The organism is Pseudomonas sp. UYEF17, assembly GCF_040546125.1.
Lineage (GTDB): Bacteria > Pseudomonadota > Gammaproteobacteria > Pseudomonadales > Pseudomonadaceae > Aquipseudomonas > Aquipseudomonas putida_Z.
The window spans coordinates 32961-55621 of record NZ_JBEPNE010000004.1 but is presented as its reverse complement, the minus strand read 5'-3'; the positions used below and the strand labels follow the sequence as shown (position 1 = coordinate 55621).

General features: G+C 61.3%; 18 protein-coding genes and 1 other RNA gene. 10 read left to right on the top strand and 9 right to left on the bottom strand.

Annotated elements, in window-relative coordinates:
* Positions 1–251: 251 nt before the first annotated feature.
* Entirely contained in the window at positions 252–740 is a 489-nt protein-coding gene (locus ABIB24_RS07900) for a DUF2938 domain-containing protein (RefSeq protein ID WP_354316286.1), read from the bottom strand.
* Positions 741–822: 82 nt separating this feature from the next.
* Between ABIB24_RS07900 and ABIB24_RS07895 the strand changes: the two genes are divergently transcribed.
* The 3 genes from ABIB24_RS07895 to ABIB24_RS07885 all read left to right on the top strand — a co-directional run bounded on the left by ABIB24_RS07895 (position 823) and on the right by ABIB24_RS07885 (position 2509).
* The gene (locus tag ABIB24_RS07895; RefSeq protein WP_274120453.1) at positions 823–1245 is read left to right on the top strand and encodes a helix-turn-helix domain-containing protein; all 423 of its coding nucleotides are present in this window, start codon (positions 823–825) and stop codon (positions 1243–1245) included.
* A gap of 137 nt (positions 1246–1382) precedes the next feature.
* Positions 1383–1808: a hypothetical protein gene (locus tag ABIB24_RS07890; RefSeq protein ID WP_274120454.1), complete on the top strand. Its 426-nt coding sequence runs from the start codon at positions 1383–1385 to the stop codon at positions 1806–1808.
* Between the two features lie 143 nt (positions 1809–1951).
* A complete protein-coding gene (locus ABIB24_RS07885) occupies positions 1952–2509 on the top strand; it encodes a hypothetical protein (RefSeq protein WP_256573577.1) in 558 nt (185 codons plus the stop codon).
* A 99-nt stretch (positions 2510–2608) separates the two neighbouring features.
* Here the strand turns inward: ABIB24_RS07885 and ABIB24_RS07880 are convergent, their stop codons facing one another.
* Positions 2609–3379: a pirin family protein gene (locus tag ABIB24_RS07880; protein ID WP_274120455.1), complete on the bottom strand. Its 771-nt coding sequence runs from the start codon at positions 3377–3379 to the stop codon at positions 2609–2611.
* Positions 3380–3614: 235 nt separating this feature from the next.
* Between ABIB24_RS07880 and ABIB24_RS07875 the strand changes: the two genes are divergently transcribed.
* The 3 genes from ABIB24_RS07875 to ABIB24_RS07865 all read left to right on the top strand — a co-directional run bounded on the left by ABIB24_RS07875 (position 3615) and on the right by ABIB24_RS07865 (position 5768).
* Complete coding sequence (locus ABIB24_RS07875; protein WP_137164491.1) at positions 3615–3941, top strand: hypothetical protein; 327 nt, start codon at positions 3615–3617, stop codon at positions 3939–3941.
* Between the two features lie 292 nt (positions 3942–4233).
* The gene (locus ABIB24_RS07870; RefSeq protein ID WP_354316284.1) at positions 4234–5073 is read left to right on the top strand and encodes a hypothetical protein; all 840 of its coding nucleotides are present in this window, start codon (positions 4234–4236) and stop codon (positions 5071–5073) included.
* A gap of 14 nt (positions 5074–5087) precedes the next feature.
* Positions 5088–5768 carry a hypothetical protein gene (locus ABIB24_RS07865; protein ID WP_354316283.1) on the top strand — a complete coding sequence of 227 codons (681 nt, stop codon included), beginning with the start codon at positions 5088–5090 and terminating at the stop codon, positions 5766–5768.
* 133 nt (positions 5769–5901) lie between these two features.
* On the opposite strand, the gene ABIB24_RS07860 is transcribed toward ABIB24_RS07865, so the two are convergent.
* The 6 genes from ABIB24_RS07860 to ABIB24_RS07835 form a co-directional block, all read right to left on the bottom strand.
* On the bottom strand, positions 5902–6984 hold the full coding sequence (locus ABIB24_RS07860; protein ID WP_354316282.1) for a type I restriction endonuclease: 1083 nt from the start codon (positions 6982–6984) through the stop codon (positions 5902–5904).
* Between the two features lie 275 nt (positions 6985–7259).
* Positions 7260–7356, bottom strand: an RNA gene (gene ffs, locus ABIB24_RS07855) — signal recognition particle sRNA small type.
* Positions 7357–7686: 330 nt separating this feature from the next.
* Entirely contained in the window at positions 7687–10017 is a 2331-nt protein-coding gene (gene ligA, locus ABIB24_RS07850; RefSeq protein WP_025340021.1) for an NAD-dependent DNA ligase LigA, read from the bottom strand.
* Between the two features lie 238 nt (positions 10018–10255).
* A complete protein-coding gene (gene zipA, locus ABIB24_RS07845; RefSeq protein ID WP_025340022.1) occupies positions 10256–11146 on the bottom strand; it encodes a cell division protein ZipA in 891 nt (296 codons plus the stop codon).
* 205 nt (positions 11147–11351) lie between these two features.
* Positions 11352–14840, bottom strand: coding sequence for a chromosome segregation protein SMC (gene smc / locus ABIB24_RS07840; RefSeq protein WP_354316281.1), 3489 nt, complete (start codon positions 14838–14840; stop codon positions 11352–11354).
* Between the two features lie 3 nt (positions 14841–14843).
* On the bottom strand, positions 14844–15503 hold the full coding sequence (locus ABIB24_RS07835; protein WP_015271155.1) for a GntR family transcriptional regulator: 660 nt from the start codon (positions 15501–15503) through the stop codon (positions 14844–14846).
* Positions 15504–15771: 268 nt separating this feature from the next.
* On the opposite strand from ABIB24_RS07835, the gene xdhA reads away from it, so the two are divergent.
* From xdhA to guaD, 4 genes are all read left to right on the top strand, one after another.
* Entirely contained in the window at positions 15772–17226 is a 1455-nt protein-coding gene (gene xdhA / locus ABIB24_RS07830; protein WP_354316280.1) for a xanthine dehydrogenase small subunit, read from the top strand.
* Entirely contained in the window at positions 17219–19618 is a 2400-nt protein-coding gene (xdhB, locus tag ABIB24_RS07825; protein ID WP_354316279.1) for a xanthine dehydrogenase molybdopterin binding subunit, read from the top strand. Before xdhA ends, xdhB begins: the two co-directional genes overlap by 8 nt.
* A 118-nt stretch (positions 19619–19736) precedes the next feature.
* The gene (gene xdhC, locus ABIB24_RS07820; RefSeq protein WP_137164495.1) at positions 19737–20582 is read left to right on the top strand and encodes a xanthine dehydrogenase accessory protein XdhC; all 846 of its coding nucleotides are present in this window, start codon (positions 19737–19739) and stop codon (positions 20580–20582) included.
* A 10-nt stretch (positions 20583–20592) separates the two neighbouring features.
* Positions 20593–21897 carry a guanine deaminase gene (guaD, locus tag ABIB24_RS07815; RefSeq protein ID WP_075045889.1) on the top strand — a complete coding sequence of 435 codons (1305 nt, stop codon included), beginning with the start codon at positions 20593–20595 and terminating at the stop codon, positions 21895–21897.
* Here the strand turns inward: guaD and aqpZ are convergent.
* Positions 21894–22586 carry an aquaporin Z gene (aqpZ, locus tag ABIB24_RS07810; RefSeq protein ID WP_354316278.1) on the bottom strand — a complete coding sequence of 231 codons (693 nt, stop codon included), beginning with the start codon at positions 22584–22586 and terminating at the stop codon, positions 21894–21896. The two genes, guaD and aqpZ, sit on opposite strands and share 4 nt — an antisense overlap.
* Positions 22587–22661: the final 75 nt, after the last annotated feature.

Below are 22661 nucleotides of genomic sequence, written 5' to 3'. Positions count from 1 at the left end.
CACAGCCGCCATAAATGACAACTGTCCCGTGTACTGCCCAGGCTTCCACACCCGATCGCTGAACCGACAGCGACCGCAAAAGCCTAGTGGGCGGTGATTCCCGGGACAATCAGACGGGAGTCGACGGAGTGCGTAGGATATTTCGACACCTCCTACAGCAAAAGCGGGAAATTGCCCTGACCGTTGTAGGAAGCATCCTGAAAGCAGATCGCATTACTGCTACCGATTGCTCGTCTTGAGGAATGTAGCTCTCACACAGCCGCAACCAAACCCGCACTCAAGAACATCCCCACGCCAAACACAAAATGCGTGGCCAGGCTCTTCAAGCAGTTGCGCGCAGGCGTCGGCGTCCTCGACGCAAAGAACCCCGCGCCCATCGCCGGCTGCATGAAGCACAAAGGCGCCACGACCGTCACCACACCAACAACCAGCGCAGGCAACAATGTAGGTGCCAGCAACCAGCCCTCCCCCACGATCATGACCAGCAGCATCGCAAACAGCACGCCGATGGCGTAATGAATCCCCCATCCCAACGCCAGCTCATGCCGCACCGGTTCCGCCTTGGCAATCGCCTGGTGCCGCACACGCCCGTGCAGCAAATGCCCCGCCCAACGCCCGACCATGGCGAAGTTCAGCGTGGCGACACCCATCCGCCTCAGCAGCAGCCCCCACAAGTCCATCACCATCGTGGCACCGATACCAATCGGCAAGGCGGCGGAAAACATCGCAGTAAACGTCATTGAACAAGCCCTCGAAGATTGACGGTCATCACCATGCCGCGCAGCATAGAAGTTGAAGTCAACTTCAAGTCAAGGGCCCAAAATGGACATTGCCGACGTCGCCAAACGCACAGGCGTACCCGCCTCGACGCTGCGCTACTACGAGAAGAAAGGCCTGCTCAAGTCACTCGCCGGGCCTGGCCAGCGGCGGCAGTTCGCAGCCGATGTGGCAGACCGGCTGGCGCTGATCGCCCTGGGCCAGGCTGCGGGGTTTTCGCTGGATGAAGTGGGGGCGATGCTGGTGGACCTGCAGGTCGACCGGCAGATGCTGATCGCCAAGGCCGACGAACTGGATGCACGGATCAGGCGCTTGCAGGCGATGAGCAAGGGCTTGCGGCATGCGGCGCAGTGCCCTGAGGAAGATCACCTGGAATGCCCGAAATTCCAGCGGCTGATGAAGCTGTCGGCGGCGGGGCATGGGAAAAAACGGGGCAGTTCAACAGTTGCATTTAAGCGGCCAGGATAAAACCACCATTTGGACGCATCATCATCTGAATAGAGTAATGGCAATACGATATCAATGCGCCACTACTCAGTGTAGAGTTACGCGCCTCCGCGCCCAGCCGTGCGCCGAGAACAGTACTCACACTCAGGAAATGTTGCATGTCCACAATTCGAAATCTGACCGCTGCCGCACTGATAGCGCTGACCACTGGTTGTGCTACCGGCCTCAATTCGGCCCAAGAGTCGGAACTTGCCAGCTATCGCGCCAGAAACCTCGCGGTTCAAGAAAAAAACCCAGGGCTTGCTGCCGGCCTTGGCCTGCTTCCCGGCGGCGGTTCGTTCTACGGGCGCGCATATGGCTTTGGTGTGGTGAACCTGCTGTTCTGGCCGCTTTCCATTCTGTGGGACCCGGTGAGTGGGCATGACGCTGCAGAGATGATCAACTACCAAGCCACCAAAGCCCATGTTGCAACGCTGAAAAAGCACGACATGGACGAACTCGATGCCAAGCTGGAATCTGACTCGATCGACCTCAAACGCTACACGCTCGACAAACGCAGAATCGATGAGAAGTACAACCTGTAAAGGCATCTGCCGCACAGCGCAACGCTCGGCCTGAGGCCTGTACGTTCCCAACGATGCCGCGGCGGGCCTTTCAATAGTTGAAGCCATACACGATGTATGGCTTTCGTCTTGCTTTACCGGCATATCACTCAAGGATTATTCAAGTGACCTACTTCCGTGTGTTTCTAGTCTCGGTATTTATTGCCCTTTGCACAGGGTGCGCTTCGCCTGCTCAAATTTCCGGAATGTCCGTGGCATCCGACCAGACCGATGCGCAGTTTTATGATCAACGCCTGCATCGCAACATTCAGGTGACCGAAGTAAATGGCGGAGACGCCACCAACCCGCTCTGGACTTCGGAAATCGACGGCCCGGACTTTGGTGCTGCACTCAAACAATCACTTGCCAGTGCTGACCTGCTTGGCGAAGCACCTGCTGCCTACACCCTGCGCGCCAACCTGCTGCGGGTCGACCAACCCATTTTTGGCCTGGATTTCGAAGTTACCTGCGAGGCTGAATATACGTTGACCGAGTCTGCTTCAAACACCGTTATCTTCCGAGAGATCATTCGGACGCCCTTTACCGCTGGCGTTGGCGACTCCGTTATCGCGATCAAGCGCCTGCGCCTGGCCAATGAAGGTTCGGCACGCACAAATATCAGCACGCTGCTGAAGCGCCTCAAGGCGCTCAAACTTGAGGCCGGACAGGTTTCTCTAAAGTAAAGAATACCTGCTGAAACCGGGCTTTCGATGCGGGTAGGACAACAGCGCCTACTCCGCTGCATCGGCGCGGTCGCGGCAGGAATGGAAGTCAGATGGCACCTACCGGCGCCGGGCACATGCCTGCGTCTTGCAGCCCCCGAAGGATTGCTTCCTGGAAGGTGCCGAGCCTGTTGCCCGGAGATCGAACACCAGCACCTGCGCATCAGTAGCGTGGCTGAACGTGACCGCCTGGGTTTCCGTCAGCTTCAGTCCGTCGCCCTCCACAACAGTTTCTCCGTTCACCCGGAGCCTGCCTGCGACAACGTGGACATAGGCGTGTCGTCGCCCTGCGAGGGCCAGAGTATGCGACTCACCTTGTGAGAAGTTGCCCGCATAGATTTTCGTATCCTGAAGGATTTTCAGCGATCCGGCTTGCCCCGTTTTTGAGGCGATCAGCTGGAGCTTTCCATGCCGTTCTCCGACCGGAAAATGCTTCTGTTGGTATGAAGGCTTGGTGCGAGACGAATGGGGGGTCAGCCAGATTTGTAGCAGATGCACAGGCTGGGTAGCGGAAGCATTGAATTCGCTGTGCTCGATACCTGAGCCGGCACTGATGAGCTGAAAGTCGCCTGCGTGAATCCTGGTGCTGTTTGCCAGGGTGTCTCGATGGGCCAATGTTCCCTTGAGGACATAGGTCAGGATCTCCACATCACGATGGCCATGTTGACCGAAGCCTTTACCCTGTGAAATCCAATCTTCATTGATGACGCGCAGGTCCGAAAAACCACTCTCTTGCGGGTTTCTATAGCTTCCAAACGAGAAGGAATGCCGGGATTTCAGCCACGGCAAACGGGTCGCGCCCCGATCACCTGCCTTGCGGATCTCTTTCATGCTCACACCGAAATGCATTGCTTCAAAGAGGAGGCAGCTTAGAGGAGAGTTTGATCGAAGAAAAATATCAGAAACTGGTCTGAATCATCGCCTTGGTAGATTGAATAGACATTCGGTTACCCTGAGACGCTCGTTACTCATCAAAATCAATGATAGGTAACATCGACATTTGCATGTTTTCTATCAGCCAAATGAAATGGAGAATGGCGCCTGAACTCAAATCTGGAACTGTCTGATGCGCTTTCTGCCTTTTGCTGCTGCCTCCTTCACTATCACACTGCTGGCGGGGTGCGCATCCGCGCCTAACCAGCCGACAAAGGAGTTGCTGACCGCGAAATCTCCAGAAGCTTTTTCCGCCTGCGTCATGCAGAAGTTGCAAGAGAATCAGCAATCGCCAAACGTCACCCATACGAGCCGAAGCTATCGCGTGATACTGAGCAGCCCTGTTGCGGCGGACAATGTGATCGAGACGTTCAAAGGAGACACGGGCGGGAAAGTCTACGTTTATCAGCGAGGGCTCTTTTCTGAAAACCTCGTTCGTGTAGCTTCCCAATGCGCTTGAGGAGAGGGAGGCTCTCACCAGGCCGAAGGTGAACCTTACACGTCTGTAGGAGAATAGTTCCGTCATTGTGTGCCGCTGTCGCTTCACCGCTCATCAGTACCGCAGCTAGTGCAGCCGCTACCGCTCCTGCCTTCATGCAACCTTCTCTCCGCACTTAGCGGCTTAAAGCCATCATAATGGATGCTGCGTAAGGCCGGGATAACGTCGTTTTGCTGATACGGGAAAGGACGCCGCCCACGGTAGGCCAAGTGCTACTATGGGCACCTTCCAGATGCTAAGGGCTGCGTAGGGTATGGGATCGGATTTTGACGAAGGGAGTTTCAAGAAGGCACGTAGCTTCCTGATGGTGTTTTCCACCATGCTGCTTGTGCTGTGGTATTTCGAAGCAGAGATGAGCACCCTTTCGCTGCTAGGCAACTCCATCAAGTTCACCGCTAACACCCATAACCTCTGGTTTGTGCTGGCCGCAGCAAACCTCTATTTTTTCTGCCGTTACATCCAACATCTTCCTCCGGATTGGCGTAAGCCCGGTAAGAGCTTTGAGGAATTCTTCGACTCTACGCTTTGCAGGGTGACGAAGCTGGTTTACAGGAGGGAGCTTTACGCTCATGCCTGGGAACACTTCAGATCGGATCACTCTGTTGATGGTGTGACCACATTTAAGGTTAAGCCTAGCGGCTCACGGCATAAGGAAAGATACGAAGCTCACGGTTTCTTCCCGAGCCTACGCCCCGAGATGAAGGTCGATTTCAGTTTGCCCTATACGTGGATCGAAAAAGATCAGCTCCTCTCAAGCACGGGCTCTGGCACGGTTGTTACGCCCCACAGGGTAGTGGTTGACTATTCTCGGGTGAGTTCGTGCATTAAAGTCGTGTTCCTGGCTCCGTGGTTTACCGAGCACCTCTTCCCAATGTTCTACGCCCTGTGTGCCGTCGGGGTTGGATTCTGGAGCTGGCACACGGTAGATGTCTCCGCACCCGTAGCTTCGCAGCTACAGGCGTCCATGCAAGCCAGCCCCCGAGCGATCAAGTGTATCTCTGAGAGCATCCAAGCGAAACACTCGGTGCTATCGGTAGCATGTATTCCAGCCCCTACTGTGACACCTGAACGTTTGATGCCCAGCAATCTTTAAACCGGAGGAAATAAATGTCCACCGCATGGAATCTTAAAGAACTGAGAGATGGTGTGATAAGGGCTGAACTGCACGACACCAAAGACACTATCGAAATCATAAATTCCATTGGGCGCTCATGTGAAATTTTTGATTATCACAAATGCCTTGCTCGTGACGCGTTCCAAGTGTTCGACGTGAAAAACGACCCTCATGGAATTGAGTTCGCTAGACAGCTTTTTGACTCGAACGAAAACCAAGAAGCTCTTCATCAGGCAAAACTCGAAAGCGAAGCCAATCTTATTGCCTGCATCAGCACCACTCGAAACTCATATGACAGCTTTGGTCAACTAGTTAACATTCTCGCGGTAGCCACACCCCTCAAGGGTAACTTCTACGTTCATGACGTAGCGAGAGCACTCCCAACTGGACAGCTAAAAACCGAACTGAGCGCGGCTGTATCATCGAATTGGTTCAAATATGCGAACGCATTCATGAATACAGTGAAGCATCGGCAATTGATCACCCACAACGCCTCCATTTCATTTGTAAATAAAAATCGAGGAGGGAAGGTTCGCAGCTTTCACCACAAAGGTAAGCCCTATCAAGAGTACTGGGCTCGCGAGGTGCTAGAGGGAACCATAGAGCTTCAAAATGCTCTAGTCCTTTGCGGCAGGGCACTCAATGAGGCTTTTCTCACAAACCCAACAGGTTAGCCAGCGAGAGCACCTTTGTCGCCTCGACCCAATGGATGCAGATTAATTACTCAACGAGACCCTCTCCATAATAGTATAAGTACCCAACAATGCTCGCATTCAATATAAGCCAGGAATGCGAGCACCAGCTAAATCACTCGTACAACGAGATAGCCCCTTTCAACTGCTCTGCAAACCCGTAAATATCATCAACAGTTGTAATTGGATGGCGCGTCTCATTCTTCTCAGCATCGAAGATACCTATGTACTTTTGACTGCGATTAAAGTGAAGGCGACAAATCGGCTTACGATTATTATCGTCCAACAGAATTCCAAAGTAGCTTTGGGTATCCCTATGCACTATTCGCTTCGCATCCACCACAGCCCTAACAATTGCCTTAACAATATGGAAACCTTCCAACTCTTCTAGCGTTGTCTGGACACGATCATCATTTGCCTCATCAGCAGGCTCTGCTGCCGGAGCTGCTTGAACTGCAGTCATTGCATAAGATGGCTCTACAGCCCCGCTCATTGCCGACTTCAGCCGATCATTCACTTGATCCCCAAGGAATTGGATGGCCGCTTTCCGGGTCAAGGTTGTGAACTGCTCCCGAACCTTCTGAGTGATGATCCCGTCGTATACACGAGCGGCGAAGAATTTAACGAAGTCATCGTTTGGCTGACTGAACTGCGTGGCCATTTCCTTCTTGATCTGCCCTACGTACTTCAGCTCACCAGCGGCACTGATGATTGAATCGACGTCAAATGCAGACTTGGTCAGCTTCTGAAGCTCAGGAAGCGCGTGTTCATCCAGATCCAGAAGATCCAGTTCGAGGAATGGCTTCTCGTCCATCTTGTTAGGGGCATCAAGGTCGGTGAAGAAGCGATACACCTGACCGTTGGTGAGGATCGAGATGCGGGCACTGGTGACGTGGAAATAGCGGAAGAGCTGGCTTGCGTGGTTTATATGCAGCGGCTCACCGATCTTCTTGCACTCGATCAGAATCTGGATCTCGCCATTCTTCCGGATGGCGTAATCGATCTTCTCGCCCTTCTTGGTTCCAATGTCACAGACGTACTCTGGCGTTACCTCAGAGGGGTCGAAGACATCGTAGCCTAGGACAGAGTTGATGAAGGGCATGACAAAGGCAATCTTGGTCGCCTCTTCCGTCTGGATAGCCGGACCCTGCTGGCGGATCTTGGCGGATAACGCGTTCAGTCGCTCTACGAATTCCATGTCTCGCTCCTCGCTCAGATGCCACATCCTATTAGCAGTGCTACCGTACTGGCAATTACAAATCATAGCGAGCGAAGGGGGGAGGAACGCCATATAAGCGGATGACAGGGCGGCGCCGAGATTGACGTAACCAGAGAGGGGATTGGAGCGGCGAGATGACGAAGCTAGAATGCTCAGCACTGTGCACCACTTAGGTGTACCTACGGTCCTGGTCCACTTCGAGATTTTGAGCGAGAAAAGCCCTTTAGAATTAAGGACTTAGGAAATGGAGGCGGCCCCACCAGCCACACCCCGGCACTCGATGTTCCCGCTATGGCTGCTCCCTTCCGGGCCTGACCAGGTTAACGGGTAATCAATGCGGGGGGACCGATGGGGCCACCACTACAAGGCTCGCTGAACAGCGAGTGGCGCCATTGTACCGGTCTTGGGGGCAGATACAACCTCTGGAGCAGAAAAAGTCATCATTTCTCAATGACTTGTCCGGGCCGGGGTGGCCTGGAACTGCCAATTCGCGGGTGAACCCGCTCCTACAGGGTTAGCGCTGGCAGCAAGACCAGCGCAGGACCTGTGGGAGCGGGCGTGTCGAGGCGTCGAACCGCCGCGAAGCAGGCGCCGCGGTGGATGGCACGGGCTTCGCCCGTGTTCGCGGGCATGCCCGCTCCCACAAGGACCGTGCAAGCAGCAAGATCTGCCATTGGCCTGCTAGACAGCGATGCCCTGCTCGCCCAGGAAGGTGACGAAAGCATCTTCATCAAGCACCTTCACCCCCAACTCACTGGCCTTGGCCAGCTTGGACCCCGCCCCCGGCCCCGCCACCACGCAGTGGGTCTTGCCGGAAACCGAACCCGCCACCTTGGCCCCCAGGCTTTCCAGCTTTTCCTTGGCGATATCACGGCTCATGCGCTCCAGGGTGCCGGTCAGCACCCAGGTCTGGCCGGCCAGCGGCAAGCCTTCGGCGACTTTCTTCTCGCTGCTCCAGTGCATGCCGAACGCCAGCAACTGTGCCTCGATGTCCCGGGCCAGTTTCTGGTTGGCTTCATCCTTGAAGAACTCGCGCACGGCTTCGGCCTGCTTGGCCGCCAGGGCCTGGCGCAGGTCGATGCCGTCGGCGGCGATGATCTTGTCCAGGCTGTCGAGCTTGGCCACCAGCTTCTCGGCACCGGTCGGGCCAACCGAGGCGATATCGAGCTTGGCGATCATGCCGGCCAGGGTGGTGCTGGCGGCGAATTCGGCAGCCAGCTCGCCTTCGTCCTGCAGTTGCATGCCGCTGTCGAGCAACTGCTTGATGACCTTGCGGTTGTGCTCGTCCTCGAAGAAGTTGTGGATCTCGTACGCCACCTCCAGGCCGATGTCCGGCAGGTAGGTGAGCACTTGCGGCAGCGCTTGCTGCACGCGCGCCAGGCTGCCCAGCGAGCGGGCCAGCACCTTGGCGGTCTCCTCGCCTACGTCCGGGATGCCCAGGGCGTAGATGAAGCGCGCGAGGCCCGGGCGCTTGCTGGCTTCGATGGCATCCAGCAGCTTCTTGCTGGACACTTCGGCAAAACCTTCCAGGCCGACGATCTGGTCGAATTCCAGCTTGTACAGGTCGGCCGGCGAGCCGATCAGGCCTTCGTCCACCAGCTGCTCGACGCTCTTCTCGCCCAGGCCGTCGATGTCCATGGCACGGCGTGACACGTAGTGGATGATCGCCTGCTTGAGCTGGGCGCCACAGGCCAGGCGACCGACGCAGCGGTACACCGCGCCCTCGCTGGTGGTTTCCTTGCCCTTGCTACGCTTGACCAGCTGGGTACGCTCGACCTGCGAGCCGCATACCGGGCATTCGCTAGGCACCTGCACCGGGCGCGCATCTTCCGGGCGGCGCTCCAGCACCACCTGCATCACCTGCGGAATCACGTCACCGGCGCGGCGGATGATCACCGTGTCGCCAATGCGCAGGCCCAGGCGGGCGATTTCGTCCATGTTGTGCAGGGTGGCGTTGGACACGGTCACACCGGCGACCTTGACCGGCTTCAGGCGTGCCACGGGCGTTACCGCACCGGTGCGGCCGACCTGGAACTCGACATCCAGCACCTCGGTCAGCTCTTCCATGGCCGGGAACTTGTGGGCAATCGCCCAGCGCGGCTCGCGGGCGCGGAAGCCCAGTTCGCGCTGGGCGGCCAGGCTGTTGACCTTGAACACCACGCCGTCGATTTCGTAGGGCAGGCTGTTGCGTCGCTCGCCGATGTCGCGGTAGTAGGCCAGGCATTCTTCGATGCCAGCGGCATGCTTGAGTTCGCGGCTGATCGGCAGGCCCCAGGCCTTGAGCTGCTCGAGGATGCCGATGTGGCTGTCGCCGATGCTCGCGGAGACCTGGCCGACGCCATAGCAGCAGAACTCCAGCGGGCGGCTGGCGGTGATTTTCGAGTCCAGCTGACGCAGGCTGCCAGCGGCGGCGTTGCGCGGGTTGGCGAAGGTCTTGCCACCGGCTTCGGCCTGGGCGGCGTTGAGCCGGTCGAAACCGGCCTTGCTCATGTACACCTCGCCGCGCACCTCCAGTACCGCCGGCCACCCCTCGCCTTGCAGCTTGAGCGGGATGTTGCGCACGGTACGCACGTTGGCACTGATGTCTTCGCCAGTGGTGCCGTCGCCACGGGTGGCGCCCTGCACCAACTGGCCGTCGCGGTACAACAAGCTTACGGCCAGGCCGTCGAGCTTGGGCTCGCAGCTGTAGTCGACCGCACCGGGCTGATCGAGGCCGTCTACCACGCGGCGGCCGAACTCACGCAGGTCGGCTTCTTCGAAGGCGTTGCCCAGGCTGAGCATGGGCACTTCGTGGCGTACCTGGCTGAACGCGGCCAGGGCTTCACCACCCACGCGCTGGGTGGGCGAGTCGGGGGTTACCAGGTGCGGGTGTTCGGCTTCAAGCGCCTTGAGCTCGTTGAACAGGCGGTCGTATTCGGCATCGGGCACGCTTGGCTCATCGAGCACGTAGTAGCGGTAGTTGTGCTGGTCGAGCTCGGCACGCAGTTCGTGGATACGGGTTTCGGCGGTCATGGGATTTGTCTTCTCTTGCAAAGCAAAAGAGCAGCCTGGGGGTGGGTGCCGGGGGCTTGAGTATTTATCGCCTGTGCCGGCCTCTTCGCGGGTAAACCCGCTCCCACAGGGACATCACAGCCCTTGAGGTTTGTGGTGTCCCTGTGGGAGCGGGTTTACCCGCGAAGAGGCCGGCACAGGCGATAACAACACCCGAACCGACCAGCACGCCCTCAGGCTGCTCTTTCGTCTGGATCTGTCAGCGCTTCTGGGTCAGCGCACGGCGCTCGAACTCGACGATGCGCTGGCGGTAGTGCTCGATGGTCTGGGCGGTCAGCACGCTGCGCTGGTCGTCCTTGAGCTCACCGTTCAGTTCGTGCGCCAGCTTGCGCGCCGCAGCCACCATCACGTCGAAGGCCTGCTTCGGATGACGCGGGCCCGGCAGGCCGAGGAAGAAGCTCACCGCGCGGGTGCTGAAGTGGTCGATGTCGTCCAGGTCGAACACGCCGGGCTTGACGGCGTTGGCCATGGAGAACAGCACCTCGCCGTGACCGGCCATGCTCTCGTGACGGTGGAAGATGTCCATTTCGCCGAAGCGCAGGCCGCTTTCCAGAATGTTCTGCAGCAGCGCCGGGCCCTTGAAGCCACCCTCGTCGCGGGAGATGACGCTGATCACCAGCACTTCCTCGGCCGGCGGCAGCTCCTTGACGCTGTTGCTGGCAGGCGCCGCACCGTTGCTACGGGTGTTTTCCGCGGCAAAGTCGTCATCGCTGTCGGCAAACAGGTCGGGCTCGCGTGGCTCGGCGCTCAGGTTCAGGTCGCCCTGCTGTGCATCCGCAGCAGCGGTGGCGCGCTTGCCGCGCTTGGCAGCCTTGGCCGGCTTGGGCTCGCGCTCGCGATCACGCGCAGAAGCACTGAGCGACGGCAGGTCGCTTTCGTCCAGCTCAGGCTCCTTGTGGGTATCCAGCACCCGCGAAGGGCCAAGCACTTCGGCATTGCCCTCTTCGTCCGGCAGGTTGGAATAACTGCGATCCAGACGGAATTTCAACTTGCCTTTCCCGCCGCGCATGCGGCGCCAGCCGTCGAAAAGAATCCCGGCAATGACAATGATGCCGATGACGATCAGCCACTCGCGCAGACCGATTTCCATGTAATCCCGTGCCTCTATAAAAATATGCTTGAAAACAAAGGGTTCAAAGCCCTTTAACACGTGGCGCCAACTCTATGTTCTGACAGGCGTTTTACCCACGCAAAAAACGAGTGACATTAAGCTAGCACGACCAAAGACAACTTTACACCGTCTGTCGCACATGGCGGGGGCATTTCGCTACGGAATATGCCCTTATCGTCGAGCATCAGGCATCGACCATGGCCATGGCCTCCTCCACATCGACGGCAACCAGCCGTGAACAGCCCGGTTCATGCATGGTCACCCCCATCAATTGATCCGCCATCTCCATGGCAATCTTGTTATGGGTGATGTAGATGAACTGCACGCTTTCACTCATTTCCTTGACCAGACGGGCGTAGCGCCCGACGTTGGCATCGTCCAGCGGCGCGTCGACTTCGTCGAGCATGCAGAACGGTGCGGGGTTCAACTTGAAGATGGCAAACACCAGCGCCAATGCGGTCAGTGCCTTCTCGCCGCCGGACAGCAGATGGATGGTGCTGTTCTTCTTGCCCGGTGGCCGCGCCATGATCGTTACCCCTGTATCGAGTAGATCTTCGCCCGTCAGTTCCAGATAAGCGCTGCCACCACCGAAAACTTTTGGGAAAAGTGCCTGTAATCCGGCATTTATCTGATCAAAGGTATCCTTGAAGCGGTTGCGGGTTTCCTTGTCGATCTTGCGAATGACGTTTTCCAGGGTCTCCAGGGCTTCGACCAGGTCGGCGTCCTGGGCGTCCAGGTAGCGCTTGCGCTCGGACTGCTGCTCGTACTCTTCGATGGCCGCCAGGTTGATCGCCCCCAGGCGCTGGATACGCGCCTCGAGCTGCTCCAGCTCCTGTTCGGTGCCCTGCTCGCTGGCCTCGGCCTCCAGGGTGGCGAGCACGCCTTGCAGGTCGTAGCCATCGGCCAGCAACTGCTCCTGCAAGGTCTTGCGCCGCACATCCAGGCCCTGGCACTCCAGGCGCAGCTGCTCCAGCTGGCCACGCAGCAACTGGGCCTGCTGCTCGGCCTGGGTACGACGCTTTTCGGCGTCACGCAGTTCGCGGTCGGCTTCGTCCATGTGCAGGCGGGCCTGGCGCATTTCCTCGTCGACGCTCATGCGCCGTTCCAGCAGCTCTTCCAGCTTCAGGCGCAGTTCTTCCTGTGGGGCCTCGCCCTCTTCCAGGTTCAGGCTCAGTTGCTCCTGGCGCTCGGTCAGGCGCGCGGCCTGCTGCTCCAGGCGCTCCAGGGCCTGGCGGGTGGAATCATGCTGCGCACGCAGCGAGCCCAGGCGCACAGCCAGCTGGTGAGCGTGATCCTTGTGCTGGCGGGCCTCCTGGCGCACGCGATCGAGGCTTTCGCGCAGGGTGTCGCGGCGGGCCATCAACTGCTCGCGCTGCTCGGTGTCCTGGGCCATCAGCTCCAGGGCCTCCTGCAGCAGCAGGCGGGCTTCGCCCAGCTGCTCATGCTCCAGGGCGCGCTGTTCTTCCAGCTCGGTCAGCTCTTCCTGCAGGCGCCGGCGGCGCAGCTCGACCTGCTCGGCACGTGCGCGGCCAGCCGACAGGTTGGCCTTCAGCTCGCCATGCAGGCGGTTTTCTTCCTGGGTGCGACGGCGCAGTTGTTCACGCTGTTCTTCAAGGTCCAGCTGCTGCTCGCGCAGGGCCTGCAGTTGCTGTTCCAACTGCTCCAGCGCCGCTTCCTGCTCCAGTTGCTCCTGGCCCAGGCGCTCGATCTCCTGGCCGCGTGCCAGCACGCCGCCTTCGGCGTCGCCGCCACGGCGCACCCGCAGGAAGTGTCGGCCAACCCAGTAGCCATCGCGGCTGACCAGGCTCTGGCCTTCGCCGAGCGACGCGCGCTGCGCCAGCGCCTGGGCAAGGTCCTCCACGGGCTTGACCTGGCCCAGCCAGGGCGCCAGGTCGACACGGCCTTCGACCTTTTCCAGCAGGCTGCCGGGCAGCGACGAGCCGGTACCGCTCGCCAGCAGCAAGCGCAACTCACCCTGCTCCAGGCCGGCAAAATCCAGGTTAGTGAAGTCGTCCACCAGCACAGCCTGCAGGTCGGCGCCAAGCACGGTTTCTACCGCAAGCTCCCAGCCCGGCTCAACCCGCAACCCTTCAGCCAGCCGCGGCTGTTGCTCCAGGCCTTGGCCCTGCAGCCAGTGCGCAGCACCTGCACCCGGCTCCAGGGCGGCCTGCTGCAAGGCTTCGAGCGAGGCCAGGCGGCCGCCCAGGCGTTGCAGGTCGCCCTGCGCCTGCTGTTGGGCCTGGGTGGCCTGCTGCAGTTGCTCACGCGCACCTTCCAGGCGCTCGACCACCTGCTCTTCCGACAACTGCAACTCTTCCAGCAACATTTCGCTGCTGGCCAGCTGCTCGGCCAGTTCGAGCATGGCCGCATCCTGTGGGTCGCTGCCCAGCAGCTCACGCTCCTCGCCCAGCTTGCGCTGGCGCTCGGCCTGGCGTTCCAGGCTGGCCTCCAGCTGTTGCAGGCGCGCCTGCTGCACTTCGGCCTGGCGGCGCGGCTCGGCGGAACGGCTGTTGAAGCTGTCCCACTGTTCCTGCCAGCCGTGCATGCCCAGCTCGGCCTCTTCAAGGGCGGCAGTGGCTTCTTCGGCAGCGGCCAGGGTCATTTCCTGCTCAGGTTCGAGCATGGCCAGCTCTTCGCCCAAGGTAGCCAGCAGGGTACGGTCGTGGCCCAGGTGCGACTCGGTTTCCAGGCGCGTGCGCTCGGCTTCCTTGAAGTCATCCTGCAACTGGCGCAGGCGCTGCTGGCCGTGCTGGATGCTCTGCTCGACCCGGGCGATGTCACCGGCCACCGAGTAGAAACGGCCCTGCACCTGGTTGAAGCGTTCGGACAATTCGTGATGGCCATCGCGCAGGCGCTCGATGCTGGCATCGGCATTGCGCTGCTCGGCCACCAGCGCCTCATGGGACACATCCTGGTCGCCGATCACCGCCTCGCGCTGGCGCACCCGTTCGTCCAGGTCGCGCCAGCGCAAGGCCGACAGGCGTGCCTTCAGCTGGCGTTCCTGGGCCTTGTATTCGCGGTACTTCTCGGCCGCCTGGGCCTGGCGGTGCAGGCGCTCCAGCTGGCGCTCCAGCTCTTCGCGCAGGTCGGTCAGGCGCGCCAGGTTTTCCTGGGTGCGGCGGATGCGGCTCTCGGTTTCACGGCGGCGTTCCTTGTACTTGGAAATGCCGGCGGCTTCCTCGATGAAGTTGCGCAGCTCCTCGGGCTTGGCCTCGATCAGTTTGGAGATCATGCCCTGTTCGATGATCGAGTAGCTGCGCGGCCCCAGGCCGGTACCGAGGAAGATGTCGGTGATATCGCGCCGGCGGCACTTGGTGCCGTTGAGGTAGTAGCTGTTCTGCCCGTCGCGGGTGACCTTGCGGCGGATCGAGATCTCGGCGTAGGCGGCATATTCGCCGACCAGGGTGGTTTCGCTGTTGTCGAACACCAGCTCGATGCTGGCCTGGCTGACCGGTTTGCGGCCACTGGAGCCATTGAAGATGACATCGGTCATCGACTCGCCGCGCAGGTTCTTCGCCGAACTCTCGCCCATCACCCAGCGCACGGCATCGATGATGTTGGACTTGCCACAGCCGTTGGGGCCGACCACGGCCGCCATGTTGCTGGGGAAGTTGACCGTGGTCGGGTCGACGAACGACTTGAACCCGGCCAGGCGAATGCACTTCAGGCGCATCGGTCAGCCTCGGGCCAACGCCGCCAGCACCAGTTCACAGCTGCGCTGGCCATAGGCGGTGAGCACCTCGCGGATGCGCGGCAGGTCACGGGCGATCACGGCGTCGAGCAGGCGGGCGAACAGGTCCAGGTAATCGATCATGTTGGCCTGGCGCTGGTCCAGCGACAGGTAGTAGGCACGGCTCATCGCCGGCTGCAGGTTTTCCACGGTTTCCTGCAGGAACGGGTTGTCGGCGAACGGATAGGCCGCCCGCATGACCGCGAAGCTGTCGGCGACGAAGGCCTTGATGTCCAGCTGGTCATGGGCCCGCTGCAGGCGCTGCTGGATCTCCAGGAACGGGCGCAGGTCGGCATCGGTGCGCCATTTTTGCGCAACCGCGTTACCCAGCAGGATGTAGAACTCGCCCATCAGTGCGCACAGGCTGCGCACACTGCGCTCGTCGAGCTCGGTCACATGGGCACCCCGGCGCGGCAGGATCGCCACCAGGTGGCGGCGTTCGAGGATCAGCAGCGCCTCGCGCACCGAGCCGCGGCTGACGTTGAGTGCCTGGGTGACCTTCTGCTCCTGGATACGCTCGCCTGGCGCCAGCTCGCCGCGGATGATGCGTTCGGCCAGGTAATCGGCAATCTGCTCGGAGAGGCTGTCCGGGGCCTTGAACGTCATGGTTTTCCTTCAAAATCATTGAACTGGGCACAAGGAGCGGATTGTAGCGTACTTGGCCGGTAATCGCGCAGAGGCGCCTGGCGGTTTATTTGACCTGCAAGGCATCCAGGCGCCCGGCGCGATCTATGCTTGGAATATGGGCAATGTGTGCGGCCGGGCTTGGACATGAGCAATTTCTTGACCTTTGAGTCAGAAAAATATTGACCAGCTGGACAGCTCTTGCTTAGAGTCCGCCCAACAACAATAAAACCATTGCGAGGCCATCCCCGTGATCCAGTTTCTCGTCAACCAGGAGCTGCGTAGTGAGCATGCCCTGGACCCGAACATGACGGTGCTGCAGTACCTGCGCGAGCACCTGGGCAAACCTGGCACCAAGGAGGGCTGCGCCAGTGGTGACTGCGGCGCCTGCACCGTGGTGGTCGGCGAACTGACCCAGGACGACCAGGGCAACGACAGCCTGCGCTACCGCAGCCTCAACTCGTGCCTGACCTTCGTTTCGTCGCTGCACGGCAAGCAACTGATCAGCGTCGAAGGCCTCAAGCACCAGGGCCACCTGCACAGCGTGCAACAGGCCATGGCCGATTGCCATGGCTCGCAGTGCGGCTTCTGCACCCCCGGCTTCGTCATGTCGCTGTTCGCCCTGCAGAAGAACAGCAGCGGCCCCGACCTGCACCAGGCCCAGGAAGCCCTGGCCGGCAACCTGTGTCGCTGCACCGGCTACCGGCCGATCCTCGACGCCGCCGAGCAGAGCTGCCGCCAGCCCTGCCGCGACCAGTTCGATGCCCAGCAGGCACAGACCATCAGCCGCCTCAAGGCCATTGCGCCAACCCAGACCGGCGAGCTGAACAGCGGCGACAAGCGCTGCCTGGTGCCACTGACCGTGGCCGACCTGGCCGACCTGTACAGCTCGCACCCCGAGGCGCGGCTGCTGGCCGGCGGCACCGACCTGGCCCTGGAAGTCACCCAGTTCCACAAGACCTTGCCGGTGATGATCTACGTCGGCCATGTGGCCGAGCTCAAGCGCATCGAGAAAACCGCCAGCCACCTGGAAATCGGCGCCGCCACCCCGCTCACCGACTGCTACGGCGCACTGAACGAGGAATACCCGGACTTCGGCGCCCTGCTGCACCGCTTCGCTTCGCTGCAGATCCGCAACCAGGGCACCCTGGGCGGCAATATCGGCAACGCTTCGCCAATCGGCGACTCGCCACCCCTGCTGATTGCCCTGGATGCGCAGATCGTCCTGCGCCAGGGCGAGCGCCAACGGGTGATGCCACTGGAAGACTACTTCATCGACTACCGCATCACTGCCCGCCAGGACAGCGAGTTCATCGAGAAGATCATCGTGCCGCGCGCCACCAGCGACTGGGCGTTCCGCGCCTATAAAGTGTCCAAGCGCCTGGACGATGACATTTCCGCCGTGTGCGGCGCCTTCAACCTGAGCATCGAAGACGGCGTGGTCAGCGGTGTGCGCATCGCCTTCGGCGGCATGGCGGCGATCCCCAAACGGGCCCGCGCCTGCGAAGCGGCGTTGCGCGGCAAGCCATGGAACCAGGCCGCCATCGAGCGCGCCTGCCAGGCCCTGGCGGAAGACTTCACCCCGCTCAGCGACTTCCGCGCCAGCAAGGAATACCGCCTGCTGACCGCGCAGAACCTGCTGCGCAAGTACTTCATCGAACAGCAAACGCCGTACATCGAAACCCGGGTGACCGCTTATGTCTAACCATCACGTAGCCAAGAGCCAGGCCGAGATGGCCGAACTGTTCAGCCAGGACCTGACCACCGGGGTCGGCCGCAGCGTCAAGCACGACAGCGCCGACAAGCATGTGTCCGGCGAGGCGGTGTACATCGACGACCGCCTGGAATTCCCCAACCAGCTGCACGTCTATGCACGCACCGCAGACCGCGCCCACGCGCGCATCCTGCGCATCGACACCACGCCGTGCTATGCCTTCGAGGGCGTGCGCATCGCCATCACCCACGAAGACATCCCCGGCCTCAAGGACATCGGCCCGGTGGTAGCCGGCGACCCGCTGCTGGCCATCGACAAGGTCGAGTTCTTCGGCCAGCCGGTGCTCGCCGTGGCCGCCCGCGACCTCGATACCGCACGCCGTGCGGCCATGGCCGCCATCGTCGAGTATGAAGACCTGGAGCCGGTGCTGGATGTGGTCGAAGCATTGCGCAAGAAGCACTTCGTGCTCGACAGCCACACCCACCAGCGTGGCGATTCCGCTGCTGCCCTGGCCAGTGCCCCGCACCGCATCCAGGGCACCCTGCACATCGGTGGCCAGGAGCACTTCTACCTGGAAACGCAGGTTTCCTCGGTGATGCCCACCGAAGATGGCGGCATGATCGTCTACTGCTCCACGCAAAACCCCACCGAAGTGCAAAAGCTGGTCGCCGAAGTACTCGACGTGCCAATGAACAAGGTGGTGCTGGACATGCGCCGCATGGGTGGCGGTTTTGGCGGCAAGGAAACCCAGGCCGCCAGCCCGGCGTGCCTGTGCGCCGTGGTCGCGCGCCTGACCGGCCAGCCGACCAAGATGCGCCTGCCACGGGTCGAAGACATGACCATGACCGGCAAGCGCCACCCGTTCTACGTCGAGTACGACGTGGGCTTCGACGACGACGGGCGCCTGCACGGCATCAACTTCGACCTGGCCGGCAACTGCGGCTACTCGCCCGACCTGTCCGGTTCGATCGTCGACCGCGCCATGTTCCACTCCGACAACGCCTACTACCTGGGCGATGCCACCGTGCACGGCCACCGCTGCAAGACCAACACCGCCTCCAACACCGCCTACCGCGGCTTCGGCGGCCCGCAGGGGATGGTCGCCATCGAGCAGGTGATGGACCACATCGCCCGCCACTTGGGCCGCGACCCGCTGGCGGTGCGCAAGGCCAACTACTACGGCAAGACCGAGCGCAACGTCACCCACTACTACCAGACCGTCGAGCACAACATGCTCGAAGAGATGACCGCCGAACTGGAAGCCAGCAGTGACTATGCCGAGCGCCGCGAGTCGATCCGCCGCTTCAACGCCAATAGCCCGATCCTGAAGAAGGGCCTGGCGCTGACCCCGGTCAAGTTCGGTATCTCGTTCACCGCCACCTTCCTCAACCAGGCCGGTGCGCTGATCCATATCTACACCGACGGCAGCATCCACCTGAACCACGGTGGCACCGAGATGGGCCAGGGCCTGAACACCAAGGTGGCACAGGTGGTGGCGCAGATCTTCCAGGTCGATTTCAGCCGTATCCAGATCACCGCCACCAACACCGACAAGGTGCCCAACACCTCGCCGACCGCAGCCTCCAGTGGTGCCGACCTGAACGGCAAGGCGGCGCAGAACGCTGCCGAAATCCTCAAGAAGCGCCTGACCGAGTTCGCCGCGCGGCACTACCAGGTGACCGAGGAAGACGTCGAGTTCCGCAACGGCCATGTGCGCGTGCGCGACCAGATCGTCAGCTTCGAGCAGCTGGTGCAGCAGGCCTACTTCGCCCAGGTGTCGCTGTCCAGCACCGGCTTCTACCGCACGCCGAAGATCTACTACGACCGCAGCCAGGCACGTGGCCGGCCGTTCTACTACTTCGCCTTCGGCGCCGCCTGCGTGGAGGTGGTGGTCGACACCCTGACCGGCGAATACAAGATGCTGCGTGCCGACATCCTGCACGATGTGGGTGATTCGCTGAACCCAGCCATCGACATCGGCCAGGTGGAAGGCGGCTTCATCCAGGGCATGGGCTGGCTGACCACCGAAGAACTGGTGTGGAACGCCAAGGGCAAGCTGATGACCAACGGCCCGGCCAGCTACAAGATCCCGGCAGTGGCCGACATGCCGCTGGATCTGCGGGTAAAACTGGTGGAGAACCGCAAGAACCCGGAAGACACCGTATTCCACTCCAAGGCCGTGGGTGAGCCGCCGTTCATGCTCGGCATCGCTGCCTGGTGCGCGATCAAGGACGCCGTGGCCAGCATCGCCGACTACCGCGTGCAGCCACAGGTGGATGCGCCGGCGACGCCGGAGCGGGTGTTGTGGGGTTGCGAGCAGATGCGCAAGGCCGTGGCTGCAGCGCAACCTGCCGAGCCGGAGCTGGAAACCGTGTCTCACTGACAATGCAGGGCCCTGTGGGAGCGGGTTTACCCGCGAATGCGATAGTGGTTTTGCCGCCGCATTCGCGGGTGAACCCGCTCCCACAGGGATCGCGACGCGACTATAGAGAGGTTGCATCATGCACCAATGGATCAACGCCCTCGCCGACCACCAGTCCCGTGGCGAAGCCTGCGTGCTGGTTACCATCATCGAGGAACGCGGCTCGACCCCGCGCAATGCCGGCTCGAAAATGGTCGTCAGCGCCAGCGGCCTGTTCGACACCATCGGCGGCGGCCACCTGGAATACAAGGCCCTGCACATCGCCCGGCAGATGCTCGAAGAGCACCGCACTACCCCGCACCTGGAACGCTTCAGCCTCGGTGCCAGCCTTGGCCAGTGCTGCGGCGGCGTCACTGTGCTGCTGTTCGAACCCATGGCCGCGGTGCAGGCGCAGATCGCGGTGTTCGGCGCGGGCCATGTCGGCCGGGCTCTGGTACCCTTGCTCGCCGCGCTGCCCTGCCGGGTGCGCTGGATCGATTCGCGCGAGCAGGAATTCCCTGCCCTGATCCCCGACGGGGTGACCAAAGTGGTCAGCGAGGAGCCGGTCGACGAAGTGGCAGACCTGCCGTCAGGCTGCTACTGCATCGTCATGACCCACAACCACCAGCTCGACCTGGAACTGACCGCCGCCATTCTCAAGCGCAACGACTTCACCTGGTTCGGCCTGATCGGCTCGAAGACCAAACGGGTCAAGTTCGAGCACCGCCTGCGCGAGCGCGGCTACGACGATGCCGTGATGGCGCGCATGCGCTGCCCGATGGGCCTGGCCGAGGTCAAGGGCAAGCTGCCCATCGAGATCGCCGTGTCCATCGCCGGTGAAATCATCGCCACCTACAACGCCTGCTTCGGCCAGCACGACGCTGCCGCCAATGCCGGCCCCATTGCCCAGTTGCTGCCGCCTTCCCGGCGCAGCCAAGCCATTTGACGAGTGTGTTATGACCGTTACCCGCAAAGCCTACCGTGCCGCCATCCTGCACAGCATCGCCGACCCGGCCGAGGTGGGCCTGGAGGCTTCCCATGAATACTTCGAGGACGGCCTGCTGGTAGTCGACGACGGCCGCATCCGCGCCGTTGGCCACGCCGCCGAACTGTTGCCGACCCTGGACGCCGATATCCCGGTCGAGCACTACCAGGACGCGCTGATTACCCCGGGCTTCATCGACACCCACATCCACTTCCCGCAGACCGGCATGATCGGCTCCTACGGCGAACAGCTGCTGGACTGGCTGAACACCTATACCTTCCCCTGCGAAAAGCAGTTCGCCGACAAGGGCCACGCCGACCAGGTGGCGAAGATCTTCCTCAAGGAACTGCTGCGCAACGGCACCACCACCGCCCTGGTGTTCGGCAGCGTGCACCCGGAATCGGTCAATGCCCTGTTCGAGGAAGCCGAGCGCCTGGACCTGCGCCTGATCGCCGGCAAGGTGATGATGGACCGCAACGCCCCGGACTACCTGACCGACACCGCCGAGTCCGGCTATGCCGAAAGCAAGGCACTGATCGAGCGCTGGCACGGCAAGGGCCGCCTGCATTACGCAGTCACCCCGCGCTTCGCCCCGACCAGTACGCCTGAGCAGCTGACGCTGGCAGGCCAACTGCTGAAGGAACACCCGGGCGTGTACATGCACACGCACCTGTCGGAAAACCTCAAGGAAATCGATTGGGTCAAGTCGCTGTTCCCCGAGCAGAAGGGTTACCTGGACGTATACGACCACTTCGAGTTGCTGGGCGAACGCTCGGTATTCGCCCATGGCGTGCACCTGTGCGATGACGAATGCCAGCGCCTGGCCGAAACCGGCTCGGCCGTGGCCTTCTGCCCCACCTCCAACCTGTTCCTCGGCAGCGGCCTGTTCAACCTGCCCCAGGCCGAGCGCTTCAAGGTCAATGTGGGCCTGGGCACCGACGTTGGCGCCGGCACCAGCTTCTCGCTGCTCAACACCCTGAACGAGGCGTACAAGGTGATGCAGTTGCAGGGCGCGCGCCTGCACCCGTACAAGTCACTGTACCTGGCCACCCTCGGCGGCGCCCGCGCGCTGCGCCTGGACGACCGCATCGGCAGCCTGCGCCCGGGCAACGATGCCGACTTCGTGGTACTGGACTACAAGGCCACGCCACTGCTGGACTACCGCATCCAGCAGTCCAACAGCATCGAGGAAACCCTGTTCGTGCTGACCACCCTCGGCGACGACCGCACCGTGCGTGAAACCTACGCCGCAGGGCGTTGCGTGCACCAGCGCTAAGGTTCTTTTGCCAGGCCCCGGTACAGTGCGCCGCCGATCGCAGCACCAATCAGCGGCGCTACCCAGAACAGCCATAGCTGTTGCAGGGCCCAGCCACCGACGAACAAGGCCGGCCCCGTGCTACGCGCGGGGTTGACCGAGGTATTGGTCACCGGGATCGAGATCAGGTGGATCAGGGCCAGGCCGATGGCGATCGGTGCAAAACCCGCTGGCGCCCGGGCGTCGGTGGCGCCCATGATCACCACCAGGAACATCGCCGTCATCACCACTTCACTGACAAAGCCCGCCCCGAGCGTGTAGCCGCCGGGCGAGTGGTCGGCGTAGCCGTTCGAAGCCAATCCCGCAGACAGCTCGAAACCTGCCTTGCCGCTGGCAATGAGATAGATCACACCTGCCGCCAGGATGGCGCCGATCACCTGGGCGATCACGTAGGGCAACAGCTCTTTGGCCGGGAAGCGCCCGCCCACCACCAGCCCGAACGACACGGCGGGGTTGAGGTGGCAGCCGGAGATATGACCGATGGCGAAGGCCATGGTCAGCACGGTGAGGCCGAAGGCGAAGGCGACGCCGAGTACACCGATGCCGATGGGGGAACTGGCGGCGAGTACCGCACTGCCACAGCCGCCAAGCACCAGCCAGAAGGTGCCGACAAGCTCGGCGCCCATGCGTTTACCGAGGGACATGCTCATGAGTCCATTCCTCAAGAAGTTGAACGCAACGAATGCGCAAGCCCAACTGCTTGATGAAGGTTTGCTCACAAGAAT